At 37.0% G+C, this 20,216-nt stretch carries 15 protein-coding genes and 4 pseudogenes; 8 read left to right on the top strand and 11 right to left on the bottom strand.

The features are described from left to right. Window positions 1–101: 101 nt before the first annotated feature. Window positions 102–1,235, top strand: a complete 1,134-nt coding sequence (gene dapE / locus CDG55_RS11470) for a succinyl-diaminopimelate desuccinylase (protein WP_005162009.1) — start codon at window positions 102–104, stop codon at window positions 1,233–1,235. 50 nt (window positions 1,236–1,285) lie between these two features. Here the strand turns inward: dapE and CDG55_RS11475 are convergent, their stop codons facing one another. The 6 genes from CDG55_RS11475 to pilG form a co-directional block, all read right to left on the bottom strand. Next, window positions 1,286–1,741 (bottom strand): hypothetical protein, encoded by a 456-nt coding sequence (locus tag CDG55_RS11475; RefSeq protein ID WP_004664651.1) that lies wholly within the window; start codon window positions 1,739–1,741, stop codon window positions 1,286–1,288. 11 nt (window positions 1,742–1,752) lie between these two features. After that, the gene (locus tag CDG55_RS11480; RefSeq protein ID WP_111313927.1) at window positions 1,753–6,780 is read right to left on the bottom strand and encodes an Hpt domain-containing protein; all 5,028 of its coding nucleotides are present in this window, start codon (window positions 6,778–6,780) and stop codon (window positions 1,753–1,755) included. Between the two features lie 156 nt (window positions 6,781–6,936). Then, complete coding sequence (locus CDG55_RS11485; RefSeq protein WP_087535723.1) at window positions 6,937–9,024, bottom strand: methyl-accepting chemotaxis protein; 2,088 nt, start codon at window positions 9,022–9,024, stop codon at window positions 6,937–6,939. A gap of 47 nt (window positions 9,025–9,071) precedes the next feature. Then, on the bottom strand, window positions 9,072–9,608 hold the full coding sequence (locus tag CDG55_RS11490) for a chemotaxis protein CheW (RefSeq protein WP_005162018.1): 537 nt from the start codon (window positions 9,606–9,608) through the stop codon (window positions 9,072–9,074). Window positions 9,609–9,647: 39 nt separating this feature from the next. Then, window positions 9,648–10,010: a response regulator gene (locus CDG55_RS11495; RefSeq protein WP_004664659.1), complete on the bottom strand. Its 363-nt coding sequence runs from the start codon at window positions 10,008–10,010 to the stop codon at window positions 9,648–9,650. Between the two features lie 19 nt (window positions 10,011–10,029). Further along, window positions 10,030–10,413, bottom strand: coding sequence for a twitching motility response regulator PilG (pilG, locus tag CDG55_RS11500; RefSeq protein WP_004652356.1), 384 nt, complete (start codon window positions 10,411–10,413; stop codon window positions 10,030–10,032). A gap of 280 nt (window positions 10,414–10,693) precedes the next feature. Here pilG and CDG55_RS11505 point away from each other — a divergent pair, with 280 nt between their 5' ends. Continuing rightward, window positions 10,694–11,350 (top strand): hypothetical protein, encoded by a 657-nt coding sequence (locus CDG55_RS11505; RefSeq protein WP_087535722.1) that lies wholly within the window; start codon window positions 10,694–10,696, stop codon window positions 11,348–11,350. Between the two features lie 190 nt (window positions 11,351–11,540). After that, the gene (locus CDG55_RS11510; protein ID WP_005162024.1) at window positions 11,541–13,256 is read left to right on the top strand and encodes a proline--tRNA ligase; all 1,716 of its coding nucleotides are present in this window, start codon (window positions 11,541–11,543) and stop codon (window positions 13,254–13,256) included. Window positions 13,257–13,442: 186 nt separating this feature from the next. Here the strand turns inward: CDG55_RS11510 and CDG55_RS11515 are convergent, their stop codons facing one another. The 4 genes and pseudogenes from CDG55_RS11515 to CDG55_RS11530 form a co-directional block, all read right to left on the bottom strand. Next, window positions 13,443–13,787 carry a zinc ribbon domain-containing protein YjdM gene (locus tag CDG55_RS11515; protein WP_005162025.1) on the bottom strand — a complete coding sequence of 115 codons (345 nt, stop codon included), beginning with the start codon at window positions 13,785–13,787 and terminating at the stop codon, window positions 13,443–13,445. A gap of 51 nt (window positions 13,788–13,838) precedes the next feature. Continuing rightward, window positions 13,839–14,196: pseudogene (locus CDG55_RS11520) on the bottom strand (DUF488 domain-containing protein). A 29-nt stretch (window positions 14,197–14,225) separates the two neighbouring features. Next, the gene (locus CDG55_RS11525; RefSeq protein ID WP_087535721.1) at window positions 14,226–14,561 is read right to left on the bottom strand and encodes a DUF2004 domain-containing protein; all 336 of its coding nucleotides are present in this window, start codon (window positions 14,559–14,561) and stop codon (window positions 14,226–14,228) included. A gap of 62 nt (window positions 14,562–14,623) precedes the next feature. Then, window positions 14,624–15,070: pseudogene (locus CDG55_RS11530) on the bottom strand (SRPBCC family protein). 185 nt (window positions 15,071–15,255) lie between these two features. Here CDG55_RS11530 and CDG55_RS11535 point away from each other — a divergent pair. The 4 genes and pseudogenes from CDG55_RS11535 to CDG55_RS11550 all read left to right on the top strand — a co-directional run bounded on the left by CDG55_RS11535 (window position 15,256) and on the right by CDG55_RS11550 (window position 18,206). Next, a complete protein-coding gene (locus tag CDG55_RS11535; protein ID WP_087535720.1) occupies window positions 15,256–15,978 on the top strand; it encodes a YgfZ/GcvT domain-containing protein in 723 nt (240 codons plus the stop codon). Window positions 15,979–16,130: 152 nt separating this feature from the next. After that, window positions 16,131–16,319, top strand: a pseudogene (locus CDG55_RS15520) (DsbC family protein); the annotation flags it as partial. Between the two features lie 135 nt (window positions 16,320–16,454). Beyond that, window positions 16,455–17,186 (top strand): DsbC family protein, encoded by a 732-nt coding sequence (locus tag CDG55_RS11545; protein ID WP_087535719.1) that lies wholly within the window; start codon window positions 16,455–16,457, stop codon window positions 17,184–17,186. A gap of 216 nt (window positions 17,187–17,402) precedes the next feature. Continuing rightward, window positions 17,403–18,206: a tetratricopeptide repeat protein gene (locus CDG55_RS11550; RefSeq protein WP_087535718.1), complete on the top strand. Its 804-nt coding sequence runs from the start codon at window positions 17,403–17,405 to the stop codon at window positions 18,204–18,206. 289 nt (window positions 18,207–18,495) lie between these two features. Here the strand turns inward: CDG55_RS11550 and CDG55_RS11555 are convergent. Continuing rightward, window positions 18,496–19,215: pseudogene (locus CDG55_RS11555) on the bottom strand (TonB-dependent receptor plug domain-containing protein); the annotation flags it as partial. A gap of 168 nt (window positions 19,216–19,383) precedes the next feature. Here CDG55_RS11555 and mutM point away from each other — a divergent pair. Continuing rightward, window positions 19,384–20,205, top strand: a complete 822-nt coding sequence (gene mutM / locus CDG55_RS11560; RefSeq protein ID WP_087535717.1) for a bifunctional DNA-formamidopyrimidine glycosylase/DNA-(apurinic or apyrimidinic site) lyase — start codon at window positions 19,384–19,386, stop codon at window positions 20,203–20,205. Window positions 20,206–20,216 lie beyond the last annotated feature (11 nt).

The raw sequence follows: 20,216 nt of genomic DNA on the forward strand, positions 1-20,216 counted from the left end.
ACCTTATCTAAACATAGATAAGGTTTATTTTTGCATACCTTTCTCTATCATATTCCCCTATTATATCGGTTCAGATTTCACCAGATTTAACCACATCTCGAATGAACCATTCCGATACTCTTGAACTTAGTTTACAGCTCCTACGCCAACCTTCTGTCACCCCTGTTGACCATGATTGTCAAAATATTATGGCCGAGCGTTTAGCCAAAATTGGCTTTAATATCGAAAACATGCGTTTTGAAGATGTTGATAACTTATGGGCACGCAGAGGCACTACAGCACCTGTTTTTTGTTTTGCAGGTCATACAGATGTCGTTCCTACAGGCCATTTAGATGCTTGGAATTCAGATCCATTTTTACCAAGTATTCGCGACGGTAAATTATATGGTCGTGGTTCAGCAGATATGAAAACAGCACTGGCTGCAATGGTGGTTGCATCTGAACGTTTTGTGGCGAAGCATCCGAACCATAAAGGTTCTATTGCATTTTTGATTACATCTGATGAAGAAGGTCCTTCAATCAACGGGACAGTGAAGGTCATTGAAACTTTAGAAGCACGTAACGAAAAAATGAACTGGTGCTTGGTAGGCGAGCCATCGAGCACACATCAATTAGGCGATATCGTCAAAAATGGTCGTCGTGGCTCTTTGAATGCGATTTTGACTGTTCATGGCAAACAAGGACATGTGGCCTATCCTCATTTAGCAGAAAATCCTATTCATTTAGCATCGAAGGCTTTAACTGAACTGTGCGATACTGTTTGGGATAATGGCAATGAATATTTCCCTGCGACCTCTTTCCAAATTTCAAATATACAAGCTGGAACAGGTGCAACCAACGTAATCCCAGGCACACTAAAAGTTACTTTTAACTTTCGCTACTCAACTGAAGTGACAGCTGAAATTCTCAAACAACGCGTACTTGAGACTTTGGATAAATATAATTTAACTTACGATATTCAGTGGACACTATCAGGTTTACCTTTCCTCACCCCTGTTGGTGAATTAGTGAATGCTGCAAAAACAGCGATCAAAAATGTGACTGGTGTTGAAACTGTTCTATCGACAAGTGGAGGAACTTCAGATGGCCGCTTTATTGCACCTACGGGCGCTCAAGTTCTAGAATTAGGCGTATTAAATGCAACAATTCACCAAATCAATGAACATGTAAATGTCGATGATTTAGAGCCACTTGCTGAGATTTATGAGCAAATTTTAGTTGAATTACTTGCTTAACATACAAGTTGAGACAATAAAAAAGGAACTCTTTTGAGTTCCTTGTTTATTTATAACCCTAGTTGGGTTTGAATATTTTGTAGATGAGGGACATAAAACTGTTTTTCCCCAATCTTGACATATTTAAATACGTTATTGTCATCAATGTCTTTTTCTTCATCTACAATTTCAGAAATACGTAAACGAATGGATTCAGGCATTTCATTACAAACCAAAGCAAATCGTTCTGAAACGTCATCACCTTCAACCACCAACGCTACCCCATTTTTATTTGCTGGATCATTTACAGCATAAATAGGAAGTTTGAGATCATGCCATTCAACATGATCAATATTGGTTTGTGTATCCATCGCTGATAACACAATATTCTGCGGTAGCAGCATTGGAACTTTTTCATGACATTTAATAATATAAGCGTCAATAAACCCTGTTGATACCGTAATTAAATGTTGTAACTCTTGTTGGTCAATTTGCCCCAAACCTGAGTTTGCGCTTTTTTTTACCATTAATTTTTACCTCATGAGCGCACTGTTAGTAAACTTTCAATATTTTCCAAGAGTGTTTCTTCTTGGAATGGTTTACCCATATATTGATTTACACCAAGTGATAAAGCACGTTCACGATGCTTTTCACCCGTACGTGATGTAATCATGATAATTGGTAAATCGCGATGTAGTTCATGATGTCGAACAAGGTTTGTCACTTCGAAACCGTCCATACGCGGCATTTCAATATCAAGTAACATCAAGTCTGGCTTAATGGTTTCAAGCTGCTCAATCGCATCCACACCATCTTTCGCAGTCACAACATCATAACCTTGACGCTCTAATAGGCGCGAAGTTACCTTACGTACAGTTACCGAGTCATCGACGATCATAATCAAGCGACGTTCATCATAGCGCTGCTTGGTATAAGTTTCATCAGCCTGTTTACTACGTGCTGTAGACTGTGCTTGTCGAGCAATATTTTGACCATCTAAGATCAAACATACCTGACCATCACCCATAATCGTCGCACCAGCAATCACCCCGATACTTGAGAACTGTTGTCCAATAGGTTTTACAACAATTTGTCCACGAGAACCAATTAACTGATCAACAAGTAATGCTGTTGTTTGCCCCTGCGCACCTTTAACCAACAATACAGGCAATGAATGAACAACGCCATTTAAACGAGGAATCGGCTGCCCAGCAACAAACTCAGATAAATAACGTAAACGATAACTTTCTTGATCGATCTTGAAATAATCGTCTTTACTTTCAAAGTATTGTTCTAATGCCGCAGGTGAAATACGAACAATACGGTCAATTTGTGCAAGTGGGAAGGCAAACTGTTGATCGCCTGCTTTTACCATCAAGGCATCACTTACAGCTACTGTGGTCGGTACTCGAATGGTAAATGTTGTTCCTTTACCTAAAACAGAGTTAACGCTCACATGACCGCCAAGCGCTTTAATATCGCTCTGAACAACATCTAGACCAACACCACGCCCAGAAATTTGTGTAACTTGTGCAGCCGTACTAAAACCTGGATGGAAAATAAATTGCAGAATTTCTTCATGGTCAAGTTTCTGCTCTTTAGTCATTAAACCTGTTTGAATCGCTTTATCTTTAATGCGATTCACATCGATACCTTTACCATCGTCACTAAATGTCACAACAATATCAGTACCCTGACGACCAATATCTAAAGCGATATGTCCAGTTTCTGGTTTCTTCGCTTGTAAACGTTGCTCTCTGTCTTCAATACCGTGGTCAATCGCGTTACGCAACATATGTTCAAATGGCGCAACCAATTTTTCCAAAATACTACGGTCTAATTCACCCTCAGTATTGTTAACAATTAATTCTGTTGGTCGGTTTAAAGTCGATGCTGTTTGACGAACAATACGTTGTAAACGTGGTAATAATCGAGAGAAAGGTACCAATCGGGTACGCATCAAACTTTCTTGAATTTCTGCTTGAATACGAGATTGTTGTAATAACAAACCTTCCGTATCACGGATCTTCTCAGAAAGTGTGGTCTTAAAGTCAACCAAGTCCGATGCGGATTCCGCAAGAGATTTTGACAACTGATTTAAAGATGAATATTGGTCCATCTCTAATGGGTCAAAATCTGCATAGCGAGAGTTCTCACCACCATGACGTGCGATAATTTGACTTTCTAACTCACCTTCCATTCGGCGTAACTGATCTGCCAAACGTTTGATCGCAAGCTCCATCTCCGTTAATGTACCGCCCAATTGACCAAGGTCCATTTCGATACGCGAACGGTTAATCGCATTCTCACCTGACAAGTCAATCATTTTCTCAATGACGTCAGCGGAGACACGAATCATCTCATTATTTTGTTCAATACGTTCGGTCGTTTCCCACGCACCTAACATTGATGGAGGTTCTGTACCATCACCTTGAACAAACTCCATTGTATATTCTGGAGTGAAAATATCTTTAGCTGAGAGCTTTTGTGGAAGTTGTGCTGAAACATCAACAAACTCCATATTCTCTAAACTTTGTTTTAAGCCGTCAAAGTTTGCATACTGACGTTTGGAAATCGCATCACTCAACCAAGCCAGTGCTGTATTGAGAAGATTATCGTAAACATTTGAATTGAAATGATGTACACCAAACTGTTCAAATGCATTCTCGAGATGATAAGCAACAATCGCAATTGCATCTAACTCAGCCATACGTGCACCACCTTTTAAACTGTGGGCATTACGTTGTAACTGTAAGAGCAAACTACGATTACCACGTTGATCAAACCATTGTCTTAATAGACCTTTGGCTTGTTCAAGTAGTTCTTCCGCTTCTTCTAAGAATGTTTGCTCAACAAGAGAACGAACATCATCATCTAGCGCAACTTCACGAACAATCTCAGCATTTGAAGTATCTTCTAGAACTTCTTGAGCTTCGACCAATGAGAATTCATCAATTGATAAGTCCGTGAGATCATCCGTTTCGATCACAGTGGCAACATGATTTTCGGCTACAGGCTCAAAAGTAACAGGTGATGACGAAGTAAAATCAATAGATTGATCTGCTTGCTGAAGCAACTGAAGTACGTGTGTAGCTGGATAATCGACTTGTTTATCACGAATAGTTTGAATTCGATCTGCAATATCATCTTGTACTGCACGAATGACTGCGATTAATTGTGGGTTCGGTTGTAACTGCTGATTGATTAATTTCTCATAAATTGTTTCCAATTCATGTGCAATTAAACCAATATGACCTGCTTGAATCATATTTGAACCACCTTTTAAGGTGTGCAAATATCTCATCAAGTTTTTCAATGCACCTACATTTTGTTGATCAGCTGTCCATGTATTTAGATCAGCATCAATACCAACCAATAACTCATCAGCTTCTTCAAGGAAGATATCTAACAAGTCTGGATCAAAGTCACGATTTGAATCACTCGATTGTAAGCTTTGTTTATCTAAAGCAAATTGTGCAGCTAAATCACTCACATCAACAGCATGATGTGTTTCGGTTCTTAAAGTATTTACAAAAACAGTCGAATCAACCGTGGTTTCCACTGTGGCTGTATTCAAACTATCCAATTCTTCAACGTCATCAACAGGAATAACCATTGATGCAACACTTGCTGAATCTTGGTTTGCTAATACATTCAACGCATGTGTAGCTGGATAATCGACTTGTTTATCACGAATAGTTTGAATTCGATCTGCAATATCATCTTGTACTGCACGAATGACTGCGATTAATTGTGGGTTCGGTTGTAACTGCTGATTGATTAATTTCTCATAAATTGTTTCCAATTCATGTGCAATTAAACCAATATGACCTGCTTGAATCATATTTGAACCACCTTTTAAGGTGTGCAAATATCTCATCAAGTTTTTCAATGCACCTACATTTTGTTGATCAGCTGTCCATGTATTTAGATCAGCATCAATACCAACCAATAACTCATCAGCTTCTTCAAGGAAGATATCTAACAAGTCTGGATCAAAGTCACGATTTGAATCACTTGATTGCAAGCTTTGTTTATCTAAAGCGAATTGTGCAGCTAAATCACTCACATCAACTTTATTACTAGACGGCTCAAATTCAGCAATAGATGCTTCAACCAAACCTGCTTTTTGCTCAGTTACAGGCGCTTCCAAGAACTCAATATTTTGCTGTGTAAATGAACTCAATTCATTTAATATAAGTTCATGTGCCTTTGTCAAAGTCACACGCTGCCCTGCAGCCAAGGTATCAAACAATTGAATGAACTGTTGATGTACCTGATAATACAGTTCAAAAGCATAATCAAGATTCAGTAAATTTGGCTTAAACAACAAATCTTGATAACTAGAACGTAACAAACTTGTATATTGATACATACCAATCGTCGCATGATGATGGGTATGTTCTAATAAAGTTTCAGTTTGCTGACTTAACAGTTGAATATATTGAGGAAATTCAGTACGTGCACGCTTCTCAAAATCAAACTCAACGTCAAGAAGATCATTAATATTCAATTCTAGTAATTGTGAAACTAAACCTTGTGGACGTAAGGATTCGCCTTGTTTTTCTTCTAATTGGAAATCGTAACTATCCCATGCAACATTGAAAGTATTATAAATTTCTTCAAATTTCTGTTGCGAACCTTGGTGTTTCAACGTGTGCAAATAGTCACGAACAAACTGTGCATAGTGTGTCAAAAGTGCCGTTTCATCAGAACTTGAATCAAGCTCTTCTTGCAATAATGTTTTGAATAAATTTTCAACTTTCGAACTTGCTTCAAACACATGCTCAACATGCGCCATAGCAGAACTGCCACGTAGAGTATGAAGCGCTCGAATTAGCGTATTATAATTATCATTTGTCGGACGATCATTTAGTAAAAATTGATCGATCGTAGTCAAATGATCTTCTGCTTCTTCCAAGAAAATCGATAATGTTTCTTTGATTAACGCTTCATCATCTAGTGGATGACCTATAAATACAGATTCTGAATCTGCGACATCAACAGTCTTCTCTTCTACGACAGTATCCACATTTACGGATATCAATTCGAGACCAGTTTCAGCGTTATCATTCAGCATATTCGATAATTGTAATAACTCAGCTAGCGCTGGTTCTATACTAAGTTGCTGCTGTAGTTGCTGACCTAATAAAACCAAAGGTTTTAAATCTATCTGATGTTTTTGAACCAATTTAAAATCATGTACAAGTTTAAAGCGGTAGATATTAAAAACCGCTTTTACATAATGTTGAATATCTGAATTCAACAATACTGTCCCTGCAAGTACTCGATTTAAAGTATCTTCAACCGTCCACGCCAATTCACCTGAAGATTTGGCGCCAACCATCCTTCCAGAACCTTTTAAGGTATGGAAATGTCGGCGAATATCTGTAAGCACATCTTGTTGATTTGGCTGTTCAATCCATTGACAGATTAATGGCTCTAATTCAACAAAGATTTCATCTAATTCTTCAATAAAAATTTCAAGAATTTCTGCATCTTGCTCAAGATAACTATCTTCAGGAAGCGTCATCGTTTCAACTAACGTTTTTAATATTTCTTTCATAGCGGCTTCTTTCGTTTTTATCCACTAATTGTGGCTAAAAATTACGTGTATCTATCACACAAGATGTAGCTCCATGTTAGTCATCATCTTGTAGAGATATTCTACATCTCTTCAAAAAAGGGAAAGGACAGATATGCTCTGCCTCCCCTTTGCTGCTTATTCAGGTAGCTTAAAGTCAGTTACAGATTCACGTAATGATTCAGCCATATTTGCCAATTCAGAAACCGAACGAGCTGTATCAAACGTTGCTGTCGTCGTTTGTGACGTAATTTCTTGTACAACATTCATCGTTGTTGCAATGTGACTTGCTGATGCAGACTGAAGTTTTGCTGCATCAGAAATGCTCGCAATTAATTTAGCCAAATCACCAGATACCGTTTGAATCTCATCAAGTGCAATACCCGCATCTTTTGCCAAGTTCGCACCACGAACAACTTCTGACGTCGTTTGTTCCATTGAAATAACGGCTTCGTTCGTATCTGTTTGAATGGTTTTTACTAAGCTTTCAATCTGTTTCGTTGCTGATGCAGAACGTTCTGCAAGACGTTGTACTTCGTCAGCTACGACTGCGAAACCACGACCTGCTTCACCAGCCATAGATGCTTGAATCGCTGCGTTTAATGCCAAGATGTTGGTTTGGTCGGCAATATCGTTAATTAGGGATACGATGTTACCAATCTCTTGAGATGATTCACCCAAACGTTTAATACGCTTTGAAGTTTCTTGAATTTGTTCACGAATGTGATCCATACCTTCGATCGAGCGGTTTACAACTTCTGCCCCATTCGATGCAATTTGTACAGATCTTTGTGCTACTTCAGCAGACTCGGATGCATTCGAAGATACTTGGTCAATCGACAATGCCATTTCGTTCATCGCTGCTGATGCACCTGCAATTTCTTGCGCCTGATGTTCAGAAGCTTCTGCTAATTGGTTGGTAATATCTTGAGTATCTTGAGTATAACGAGCAACTTCTTGAGATGTTTCAGTGATTCGAGATACAAGGTCACGTAATTGATCGATTGCGAAGTTAATCGAGTCGGCAATCGCACCAGTAAAATCTTCTGATACTGTTGCATATGAACGTAAATCACCATCTGCTAAGTCGGCAATTTCATCTAGTAAACGTAAAATTGCATTTTGGTTACGGTCATATTCATCTTGTAGACGAGTTACACGCTCTTTATCTGTATTACTACGTAAAGCAAGCAATTGTAGTGCAGAGAAAATTAATAGACCTAACGCACCAATTAATACAACACCTGCAATAACGTTACCCCAACCACCCTCTGCTTTGTTAGATAAATCGTTTAATGACGTTAATAAGGCATCAGATTGAGAAAAGATTTGCGAAGATGCTTGGCGTACGCGAACAATTTGGTTTGCGTTTTGTAATACTGTTGCTGCAGCTGATTTCAATACTGCATCATAATCAGATTTAATACTATCTACAGACTCACGTAAATCAGGAGATGCAATACGATCTACACCAAGTTCTGTACTACCATTTAATTGTGCATTTAAATAAACACCAAAGGTATCAATATCCGCTCCAAAGTCATTAGCTGAAACGTTTGAATTATCGGTACCAACTAAAACAGAGTTAATCGAACGTAAAATACGTTCAGCAATAAACACTTGGTTTTTCGTGATAATTACCTGACTACTTGGCATATTTTCACGAACCATCTGATCAACCATCAAGTTATATTCAGCCTGAATTTCAGGAATCGTTTCACTGATCGAGATATTTGTATCGTATAATTGATTGATGACTTTTTGTTGTGAAGCAATTAACTCAATGTTCTTAGAAACACTCGTCCAAAGTTCATTTGCTTTTTTATACTCTTCTGAACCAGTACCATATACACTTTCAACCGTCTCTAAATTCTCAGCAAAACGCTTTTTAGATTCAACTAAACTTTTCATTGCTTCAGGTGTACCAGATGCCGTCGCCTCAGTTGCCTGACGAGAAATCATCTGAGATAACAAGCGTAACTCACCTAAACTACGAGTTAACTGGTTATGACGAGGCACACTCACGAATAAATAAATTAAGAGGATAACTGCAAGAGCTAAAGCACCAATCGCACGGTATAGAATTGGTTTCGACTTTTCAGTTTCACCAAATAAGCGAGAAAACTGATCAATTTGCGTTCGAGCATTCTCTAAAAATGCACCACCACTCTTAAGACCAGTACTATCATCACTACTACCATTTTTCTTTTTAAGTTTAAAGCCCATGTCAGCTTCTCCCCTGAATACGCGTTTATTTTCCGTAGCGTATCAAATTAGTTTATAAATTTTATTGATGCATTCATATATTGAGGATTTTGCAACAACCGACTCAGTAAAAACACATGCCATTGCTGATTATGTTGATGAAAGTATCCCTGACAATAATCTTTCAATTTATCATCTAGATCAGCACTTTGTGAAAAGAAACTCTTTTTATTAAAGTGCTGAATCCCAAGAACTTGGTCGACAACCAAACCCACATAATGGTCTTGATGGCTAATGCATATTACTTTTTGTGTTGGTGAAAACTGACTCCGTTGTCCTGAAATAAAATGTGTTAAATCAGAAACTGAAAGCAATCGACCACGAATATTTGCCAAACCACGTACCCATGCTTGAGTATTAGGAACAGGGGTATATTTTGGAGGATAAATCACCTCCGAAATCTCCCCTAATGGTGCAACGAAATATTGCCCTAACATCTCAAATGCGATACCAGACCAACGGCTGACTTCATTTTGAGTTGAAGCATATTGTTTGTTGCCTCGCTTGGATAAGCGAAGCAATTCGATAAATCCATTTGCTGCCATACCCTATCCCGTATTGAGTAATGAAAAGGCTCGTACGAATTAACTTAATAATTGTTTAATCACATCAATGAGCTGTTGCTCATCAATCGGCTTGGTCAAATAATCACAAGCACCTTGACGCTTACCCCAAACACGATCTGTTGCCTGATCTTTGGTACTTACGATCACAACAGGAATATGCTGCGTGTCTTTACCTTTGCTAATTTGGCGTGTCGCTTGAAAACCATTCATTCCTGGCATTACCACATCCATTAATACGAGATCTGGTAGTTCTGCCTGCGCCATTGTGACACCGTCAGCGCCATTGGTTGCTTCTAAAACTTCATAACCGTGTTTAGTCAAAATTTCTCTAAAGCGAAATGTTTCAGTAGGTGAATCATCTACAATAAGTATACGAGCCATTTTTTCCTCAATTTAAATTTTATGCGCTAACGTGATTACGAATCGCATTTAACAGCTCATCTTTACTAAATGGCTTAGTTAAATATTCATCCGAACCCACAACACGCCCTTTAGCCTGATCAAACAAACCGTCTTTGCTTGACAACATAATCACTGGGATATTTTGGTAATTTAAAGAATTTTTAATCAGTGCACAGGTTTGATAACCATCTAAACGAGGCATCATGATATCGACGAACACGATATCAGGATTTGCTTCTGCAATTTTTGATAATGCTTCAAAACCATCAACAGCGGTGATCACCTCACAACCTTCTCGTTGTAAAAGCGTTTCAGCTGTACGACGAATCGTTTTTGAATCATCAATCACCATTACTTTCAAATTTTGAAATTTATCTTCCATTTAATTGCCCTGCCCCATTCACTCAATACAAATTATGGTTGGTTTAATTTGTTTTATACACATCAGTTGATATTTTTAACATATCTTTACTTGCATTATCAATGAAGTTTTTTGAACCAACCTATCAGTTTTCAACAACAATAACAAATTTCTCACAGTTTTCGTCAAATTCCTAAATTTTTTGTATACTCACTATTTTTAATTATCTAAATAGCTACTAATATACAACTGATTATTATTTAAAAATAAGTGATTTAGTTAACTTTTTCCGGGGAATGTAATGACTGGTTCGTTAAAGTGCGGTTTCGGCATTAGCCACTTTACAACGATTGCTCGTAATTACATTTGCGCGTTTTTTTTATTGATTTTTTGCAGTTCAAGTTTTGCAGCCACAGAGCAACCCAGAGCTGTATGGTATCGTTATTATGATAAAAATGGTGTTGCTAATGTGAGTACATCAGTTACGCCCGAACATATTCGTTATGGTTATGAAGCACTTGATCGTAATATGCAAGTGATCAAACGCAACCGTGCTTATAACGCAACCGTAGATGCACAACAATCTTCTCGTCGCGAATCTATTGCACGTCAACGCGAACAAGATATGAGATTAAAGCGTGCTTATGGAAATACAAAAATAGCGGCAACAAAAAGAGATCAAATTTTGGCTAGTTTAAAAAAGCAACTTAATTATCAACAACAACAATTACAACAGCTTCAACAAGACAAAATTGGATTTAAGCGACAAGAGATGGAATATCATCGTAAGGGAGAAACGCCCCCCGCTCAACTCAAAAATAATTTAGACAATAATGCCAAGAATATTGAAAATGTAAAAAGAACAGTAGAAAGTTTACGTAATGCATATCATAAAACTGAAACAGATTATGCTGATATTATTAACCGTTTAAAAAATATTGAACAAGAAACACAATAGACTTAGAATTTTTCTTGCATGGTCTCTCAAAAATATTAATTCTAACTTTTCATAGTTTTAATTCATTCAGCTTGCTTTAGATTACACGAAATTCAATGATTCATGTCATAATGCCAATTGCTTAAAACCGAGTAGATAATTTTGCTCGTTTGAGTATTTCTAAATAACACTTAACTTTAGGACAGTTTCCATGCGCGCAAGCCGCTTTTTATTTGCAACGTTAAGAGAAACCCCAAATGATGCTGAAGTCATTTCGCACCAGCTCATGTTACGTGCGGGGATGATTCGTAAATTAGCTTCTGGTTTATACTCTTGGTTGCCCATGGGAACACGTGTTTTAAAGAAAGTAGATGCGATTGTTCGCGAAGAAATGAACCGTTCAGGCGCATTAGAAGTATTTATGCCTGTCACTCAACCTGCTGCGCTTTGGGAAGAATCTGGTCGTTTTGAACAATACGGTCCAGAATTACTTCGTTTCAAAGATCGTCATGATAATCCATTCGTGCTTGGTCCTACTCATGAAGAGGTCATTACAGATTTGGCACGTAATGAGCTGAAAAGTTATAAGCAATTACCAGTAAATTTCTATCAAATCCAAACTAAATTCCGTGATGAAATTCGTCCACGTTTCGGTGTGATGCGATCTCGTGAATTTATCATGAAAGATGCTTACTCGTTCCATGCAAATCAAGCATCACTACAAGAAACTTATGATGTCATGTATGACACCTATAGCCGTATTTTTACACGTCTAGGTCTCGATTTCCGCCCTGTACAAGCAGACACAGGTTCAATCGGTGGCTCTGCATCACATGAATTCCATGTACTTGCTGCAAGTGGCGAAGATGATATCGCATTTTCAACTGAATCTGATTACGCCGCTAACGTTGAAATGGCAGAAGCATTGTTAGTCGGTGAGCGTGCTGCGCCAGCTCAAACAATGACCTTAGTCGATACACCAAATCAGAAAACAATTGCCGATGTTTGCCAATTTTTAAACAGTGATGCAAAACAATCTGTAAAAGCTTTACTTGTACAAGGTCAAACAGATGAAAATGGCAATACACCCGTTGTTGCTCTATTTTTACGTGGCGACCACGAATTGAATGATATTAAAGCTGAAAAGCACCCTTTAATTGCTGCACCTTTGGCATTTGCAACTGAAGCACAATTAGAACAACATGGTTTAACAGCAGGTTTCTGCGGTCCACAAGGTTTAGTTGAAAAAGGCTTAACCGTGATTGTGGATCGTGCTGCATCCGTATTATCTGACTTTGTTGCGGGTGCAAATGAAGTCGATAAACATGCGACAGGTGTGAACTGGGAGCGTGATGCAAAATTCACCGAAGTTTATGATTTACGTAATGTTGTTGAAGGCGACCCTTCTCCAGATGGTAAAGGTACACTTCAAATCAAACGTGGTATTGAAGTCGGTCATATCTTCCAACTCGGTACAAAATACTCAGAAGCTTTAGGGTGTAAAGTACTCGGTGAAGATGGTAAACCATTTACTGTTACAATGGGATGCTATGGAATTGGTGTAACACGTGTGGTTGCAGCAGCAATTGAACAAAATTTTGATGACAAAGGAATTATTTGGCCTCAAGCGATTGCTCCATTCGACATTGCGATTGTGCCAATGAATGCGCATAAATCACCTCGTACCCTTGAAGCAGCTGAAGCGCTTTATGCTGAATTACAAGCTCAAGGCTATGATGTATTGCTTGATGATCGTAATGAACGCCCTGGTGTGAAATTCTCTGATCTTGAATTAATGGGTATTCCTCATCGTATTGTCATTGGTGAGAAAGGTCTTGATGCAGGTACTTTTGAGTACAAAGGTCGTCGCGATCTTGAAGCAAGCAATTTAGGTAAAGAAGAACTCTTAGCTAAACTTATAGGCTAATCTTCATCCTAGCAATAAAAAAGCCGTTTAATAATAAACGGCTTTTTGATTGAAAACTGTTGTTTTGATTGTTATAGCTTTATTTATAGATTATTTTTTATACCAATAGAAAATGATTTATTGTTCACTTTTGGTAAGTTTTTGAATGGCAAAGGGGCACTGACATACCCCCTTAAATGATTTGGATTAGATCTTTTTTACAAATTCAGATTTCAATTTCATTGCACCAATCCCATCGATTTTACAATCAATATTATGTCCATCATTCGCATCGATTAATAAACGAATACTTTTCACTTTCGTCCCGACTTTAACTACAGATGATGAACCTTTAATTTTTAAATCCTTTATGACAGTGACGCTATCACCATCAACTAAAATATTACCGTTGGCATCTTTAATAATCTCTTGTTGTTCTGAAGCAGATGCCTCCCCTTCTTTCCATTCATGTGAACATTCAGGGCAAATCAATAAGTCGCCATCTTGGTAAGTATATTCTGATTGGCATTTTGGGCAGTGTGGAAAAGACATAAAAACATCTCAAAAGCACTATTATGATCGATAGACGCATTTTTTCAAAATTTAAGCTTGAATCGCTTGTCCAATTAAATAATTTTTAAGTACTAGGGCATGACTAAGCTTAAGATCTTTAGCTGCGTAAATGAGCATTACTTGCTGTTGCTGTACCATGTCTTTAAGCTGATTTACATAAGGGTTTTCTTTAAGCTATTTATAATACCTTTCCTGAAAACTCAGCCAATGTTCAACCTTATGACAAAACGCTTTTCTCAATTCAGTTGAGGGTGCAATATCTTTAAGCCATAAATCTAAATGTGCCTGCTATTTCGATATTCCCCTTGGCCATAACCGATCTACGAGTACACGCTGTCCATCCGTCGGCTCAACAAGATCAATAAATACGTTTAATTTCAATTCTCACATCAACCTCCCCCATATCTCACAAATTTTTCAGCTTTCCATTGAAATATTAACAACTTGCCCTTTTGAATCAAAACTAACGCAGATAACGTAATTTGTGATCTCATCTGGTAAGGTGAAATCTAAAATTTCATAACTTTCCAGATCCCCCTCATCCCAACGTGAATCTAATACCAGTAACTCTAAAATTTGTAATAAATTAGGTTTTGATGTGTCAAAATATTTTTCCCAATATTCAGGTTCAACTTCTTCAAGATGATGTTGAATAAATAACTCCACACTATCTTCTGCTTGTTGATTTTCTAAAGCTTCGCGCATGGCAACACGAGCCAATTGTTCTCTGTGTTCAAGAATTTGTTCAGACATAATATTCCCCAATATGATTAAATATTAAAAATTTAGCTAGTTTGAATTAAGCTAAGGAGTTGTTATTCATTTGGAATTTCAGCTTGAATCAGCAATCCCAATAAATACAGAGATTCCTGCCAACCTAAATAACACACTTCAACAGGAATAACATCAGGTATTCCCTCTTGAGTAATATGCACTTCGGTTCATACTGCCACTGATTTTAATTTTATTGTGACCTGAATTTCACCTAGTAAATTAAGATCATCAAACTTATCGGTATAGCGTAATAATTCATTCGGGATAAGTTCAATATACGTTCCTCCAAATGAATGAATTTGTCCAGTTGAAAAGTTAGTAAATGACATTTTGTATGTTCCACCCTCTTGTGGGTCTAAGTGATGGATTTTGGCAGTAAAACCATGAGGTGGCATCCACTTTACCAAGGCATCTGGATCGAGAAAGGCTTTAAAAACACGAACTGGTGGTGCATTAAATACACGATGTAGTTGTACTGTTCCACTCATTATTATTCTCAGGCTAAGTTATTTTTAATTCGTGCCTCTATCATACCGATTTAGTCATGAAATACTATTCCTTCAATCGCTCAATTGAACCCGAATATCTAGAATCTAAAGCTGCTTTTTTGTAAAAAATGGCGCAAAATAGCACTCCATATTTAGTGATAAGAACGCAGTTTTGGGATTAATCTATGAGTCAGCTTGCTTTTACTGCTTTTAGCTTGAATGGTGTAGATGCGCAAAAATTTCTACAGGGTCAAGTGACTGTTCATGTAGAACGTCTCCCTGAAAATGAAAATCGCTATACCGCTATTTGTGACTTAAAAGGACGTATTCATTTTGGGTTATGGATTAAAAGATTAAATCCAGAAAGTTTTGAACTTGTAACCACCCAAGATCAAGCCGAAGAGTTTTCCAAACATATTAAAAAGTTTGGTGCTTTTTCAAAAATGAAATTAGAAGAAATAGGATCTGTTTTTCCTTCATTAAATGGCATCCAAACTGAGTTTTCTTCAGTGGAGACAGACATCGATGCTTGGCAAATTCAAGCGATTCAGTCAGGTCAAGCATGGATTAGTCAAAGTACAGAACATTTGTTTCAACCACAAGAACTACGTTTGCATCAACGTGATGGTGTACATTTTGACAAAGGTTGTTATTTAGGTCAGGAAATTGTGGCACGTCTATGGTTTAAAGCAAAACCAAAACATTGGTTACATTTAATCCAAGGCAAAGATACTGTGCCTTCTCCTGCTAGCCAGCTAAGTAAAGATGTTGAGGTTGTGAATAGTGCTGCATGTGAAGATGGCTATATCGCACTTGTAATTGCAAAACCAGTTGCTTTAGAAGAACTTGGTGTAAAGGTTTTGGATTTACCAGAAGTATTAAATGGTGATGTAGCACGACCACAATAATCATTTTAAACAAAAGCCCTTTTACTAGGGCTTTTTAATTATAAATAAGATCCTTTAATTAAAATTAAGCATATACTCCTATTTAAAACAAATACTTTTTTATTTTGTTCAATTTATCGGAATTAGCTGTACTCAAGTCTACATTACTTTTTATGATTACGATGGCTACCGCTTTATTTAATATGCAATCTAGTTTTGCTAACACAGAAAAAATTAATTAAAGAATCCAAAGCCTTCCTAATGAATTAAAACCAGAATTTATAGATAAAACACCTATTCCAGATCTTTATACTCTTTCAAACATCAGAGGCTCTATATGGATAGATGCTTCTGGTCGATATAGAGATGGATCCCTAACTGATTGAATTACTGCAATTGGCAATGCAGCCTTATTTGAAATAAAGTTTAATGATCATTCTTGTCGAGAATCGAAATGAAGGTTATTGTTCACCTATTCTCAACAATATCTCTCTCAAATGAAAATAACCATCAAAACTTGGCTATCAGCCTTATCACTGAGTCTATTAAGCTTACAAATAGTACATGCTGATAGCAAAACCTTAGAACAAAACTTTAAACAAAATTATCCAGATATTCCCATTACTTCAGTCACCCCATCTCCACTAAGTGGAATTTATGAAGTCTATGTGTCTGGTAAGATTATCTATACAGATGAAAATGCTAAATATCTTTTTTTTGGCAATTTACTCGATGTAAAAAATCAGAAAAACCTAACAGAAGATCGTATTTCTGAACTGAGTAAAATTGATGTAAAACAACTTCCTCTCAAACAAGCCATTAAGCACATCAAAGGTAAAGGCGAACGTACTTTGTATGTCTTTACCGATCCCGATTGCCCATATTGTCAAAAACTTGAACAATATATGACCTCAATCAACAATGTAACGGTCTACATTTTTTTATTCCCACTTAAGAAATTGCATCCACAAGCTGAAACTGCAGCAAATAAAATTTGGTGTGCCAAAAACCAATATGAGGCTTGGGAAGATTACATGCTACATCGTAAGTTAGCCCAAAATTCAGGTACATGTGAAACACCTGTACAGAAAAATATTGCTTTAGGACAAAATCTAGAAATTAGTGGGACACCTACAATCTTCCTTGAAAATGGCACTAGAGTCGCGGGCTTACCACAAAATGCCCAACAAATTGAACAACTTCTATTAGAAGCACAAACTAAAAAATAGTATCTAATTAGGCGTGGCTTTTCAGTTGACTGGCAAGCCACCACTTACAATATAAGATTCTGATTTATATTAAATAATATAAAAATTAAAATAAATTAATTAAGCAAGATTTATACAAAATCCATATTTACATTTCACAGCAAACTTTTATGATGAAGGCATTCAAAACTGCCATGTAATGGATTAAAGCAGATATCTGTGAAAGGAATAAATAAAATGAAAAAGTTGCTGATTGCCAGCTTAATTCTTGCTACAAGTCATTCAACATTTGCGGCTGATAGTAAAGTAACTGCAAAACCAGATACATTTGCTCAAGCAACTAAACTATACGAAGCAAAAAACTACCCTGCTGCGTTTCAAGAAATGCAGCGTCTCGCTGATACAGGGAATGCCCAAGCAATTTATAACCTAGGTTATATGACTCAAGTTGGTCAAGGCACAGTAAAGGATGAAAAGAAAGCCGCACAGCATTATCAAGATGCTTCAAATAAAGGCTTTGCTCAAGCCAGTTATACATTAGCACAGGCTTATCATAAAGGTGATTTGGGCATCACTAAGAATAATCAAAAATACAAAGAATATTTAGATAAAGCTTCTAAACAAGGCTCTAATGAAGCCATTGTTGAAACTGCAAAAATTTTATTTGAGCAAGGTAAACCTGAATACGATCAGATCGCTGTTCAGAAACTATTACCATTGCTACGGAAAGATTATTATCCAGCAAAACATCTCAAAACAATCTACGATTTGAGTGTTGGTGTTAAAAATAACAATCCTATTATGCAAGCACAGGCGATTGATAGCCTTAAAGATTTAGCTAAAAAAGGTTATGCACCATCTTTAATGGTTCTCGGCAATATGTTAGCAAATGGAGGTATTGTTGACCAAGATTTAGAGCAGGCAAAAAATATTTTTACTCGCTTAGCAGCAGCTAACTATCCAAATGCGAAGGAATCATTGGCTAAAGTTGAAGAAGCAATTGCTGCAAAAAAAGCAACTTCAGTAAAAACAAAGAACTAATAATCAATTCAGCAGCACTCCACCTCTAAAGAGTGCTGCTTTTTATTTAAAATTGTTTGCTTAACTTAATCCAAGCACTCCAATTGCGCCCATCTGTAGGTTCAAAGAAGCGATTATTTCCTTCGTTCACAATCACTGAACCGATATATTGTTTATTAAATAAATTATCTATAGGGGTAAATCCATTTAAACTCCAATCCGTATAGCAAAATATATATCCTGTATAAGGCGATGCAATTGTTTAAGTTGTCATTAAAAAGTAAACATGTATTTTTTTCAGAATTGGTTTGATACTTTCTGTACTGCTATGATCGCGATAACCATCTGTATCAAAATAGGATGAGTTAATCATATAACTTGGTTCATTTTGATTTTTTAAACCGTCTTGTAAAACTAAACCAGCATGATTTTTGTGATGACTACCGCCCGCATAACTCATCTCTATCGAATCTTTACCCTGTCCTTCCTTTGTTTTTACTAAAATCGTACCTCCTGAAGAATTTCCATATAACGAAGAAAATGGACCTTTTAATACTTCAAGATGACTTAAACTCCTTAAATCAATATTTGAGGTTTGCCCTTGTCCATCTGGCATTGTGGCATTGTGGCAGGAATAGCATCGCTATATAAAAGAATTCCACGAACTTCAAATGTGGAACGTGCACCAAAACCACGCATAGAAAGTTGCAAATCTTGGGCATAATTCTCTCGATTGCGCAGTTGAACACTCGGTATCCCCTTCACAAGCTCAGTTAAATCAACTTCTAAGCTCTGATCGTTTTTAGGCATATCTACCCTAAAAATTGATGCTGGTGTTTCAATATAAGCTGTGTCAGTACGAGTTGCTCGGACCTTAATTATCCGGAAGTTGTATGGGCCGATCGACTTCTGATTCAACAGTCCAAGCAAAAGAACCATTCAAACCCATGCTTATTGCAACACTACCATATAAAAAATTTTTACTAAAGCTATGAAAATTCCTTGTTTCACAGAATTTAAGGGCAAGCATTTTAAAGTAAGTATTTCATTATTTTATAATTAGATTAGATCTTTAACCTTAGCTAAAAAACCAAAAATCAATTTTAATGATGATTAGCCAATCAAATTAAATATCGTCATAATTGTAAGTTAAACATTTACCCTCATTGTATTGTTGTTGAAACAACTTGAGCTCACTATGCCAGAACTTCCTGAAGTTGAAACCACAAAAACCAGTTTACTGCCGCTTTTAGAGCAACGTGTACAAGCTGTAAGAGTACACAATCCTAGTTTGCGCTGGCCTATCCCTGATGATATTGAAAAATTAATTGGTCAACGTTTAACTCAACTCAAACGTCGTTCCAAATATATTTTGGCTGAATTTGAACAAGATCAGATGCTATGGCATTTAGGTATGTCAGGCAGCTTTCGTTTATGTGAACCAAACGAAGAATTGCGTAAACATGATCATCTTGTAATCGACTTCGAAGATCAACAGCTTCGCTATCATGATCCACGTCGCTTTGGGTGTATTCTATGGTTAGATGAAACCAATCAAGAAAAACTGATTGATACATTAGGGCCAGAACCGCTAAGTGATGAATTTAACGCTGTTTATTTATTTGAAAAACTCTCAAAAAAGAATGTCGGCATCAAAATTGCTTTAATGGATAATCATAATGTAGTAGGCGTTGGTAATATTTATGCGACTGAAAGCTTATTCAATGTCGGTATACATCCTGCACAACCCGCTTCAACATTGAGTTTAGTGCAAATTGAAAGCTTAGTGATTGAAGTAAAACGCATTCTAAAGCATGCAATTGAGCTAGGTGGTTCTACATTACGCGATTATACCAATGCAATGGGTGAAAATGGATACTTCCAACAAACACTCCTTGCTTATGGTCGAGCTGGTGAAATGTGTGTTAATTGTGAAACTACATTAGAAAACTTAAAGTTAGGTCAACGTGCTAGTGTATTTTGTCCACAATGCCAACCTTTGAAACTAAGCAAAGTATAGACCATTTAAGA

The organism is Acinetobacter sp. WCHA45, assembly GCF_002165255.2.
GTDB lineage: Bacteria > Pseudomonadota > Gammaproteobacteria > Pseudomonadales > Moraxellaceae > Acinetobacter.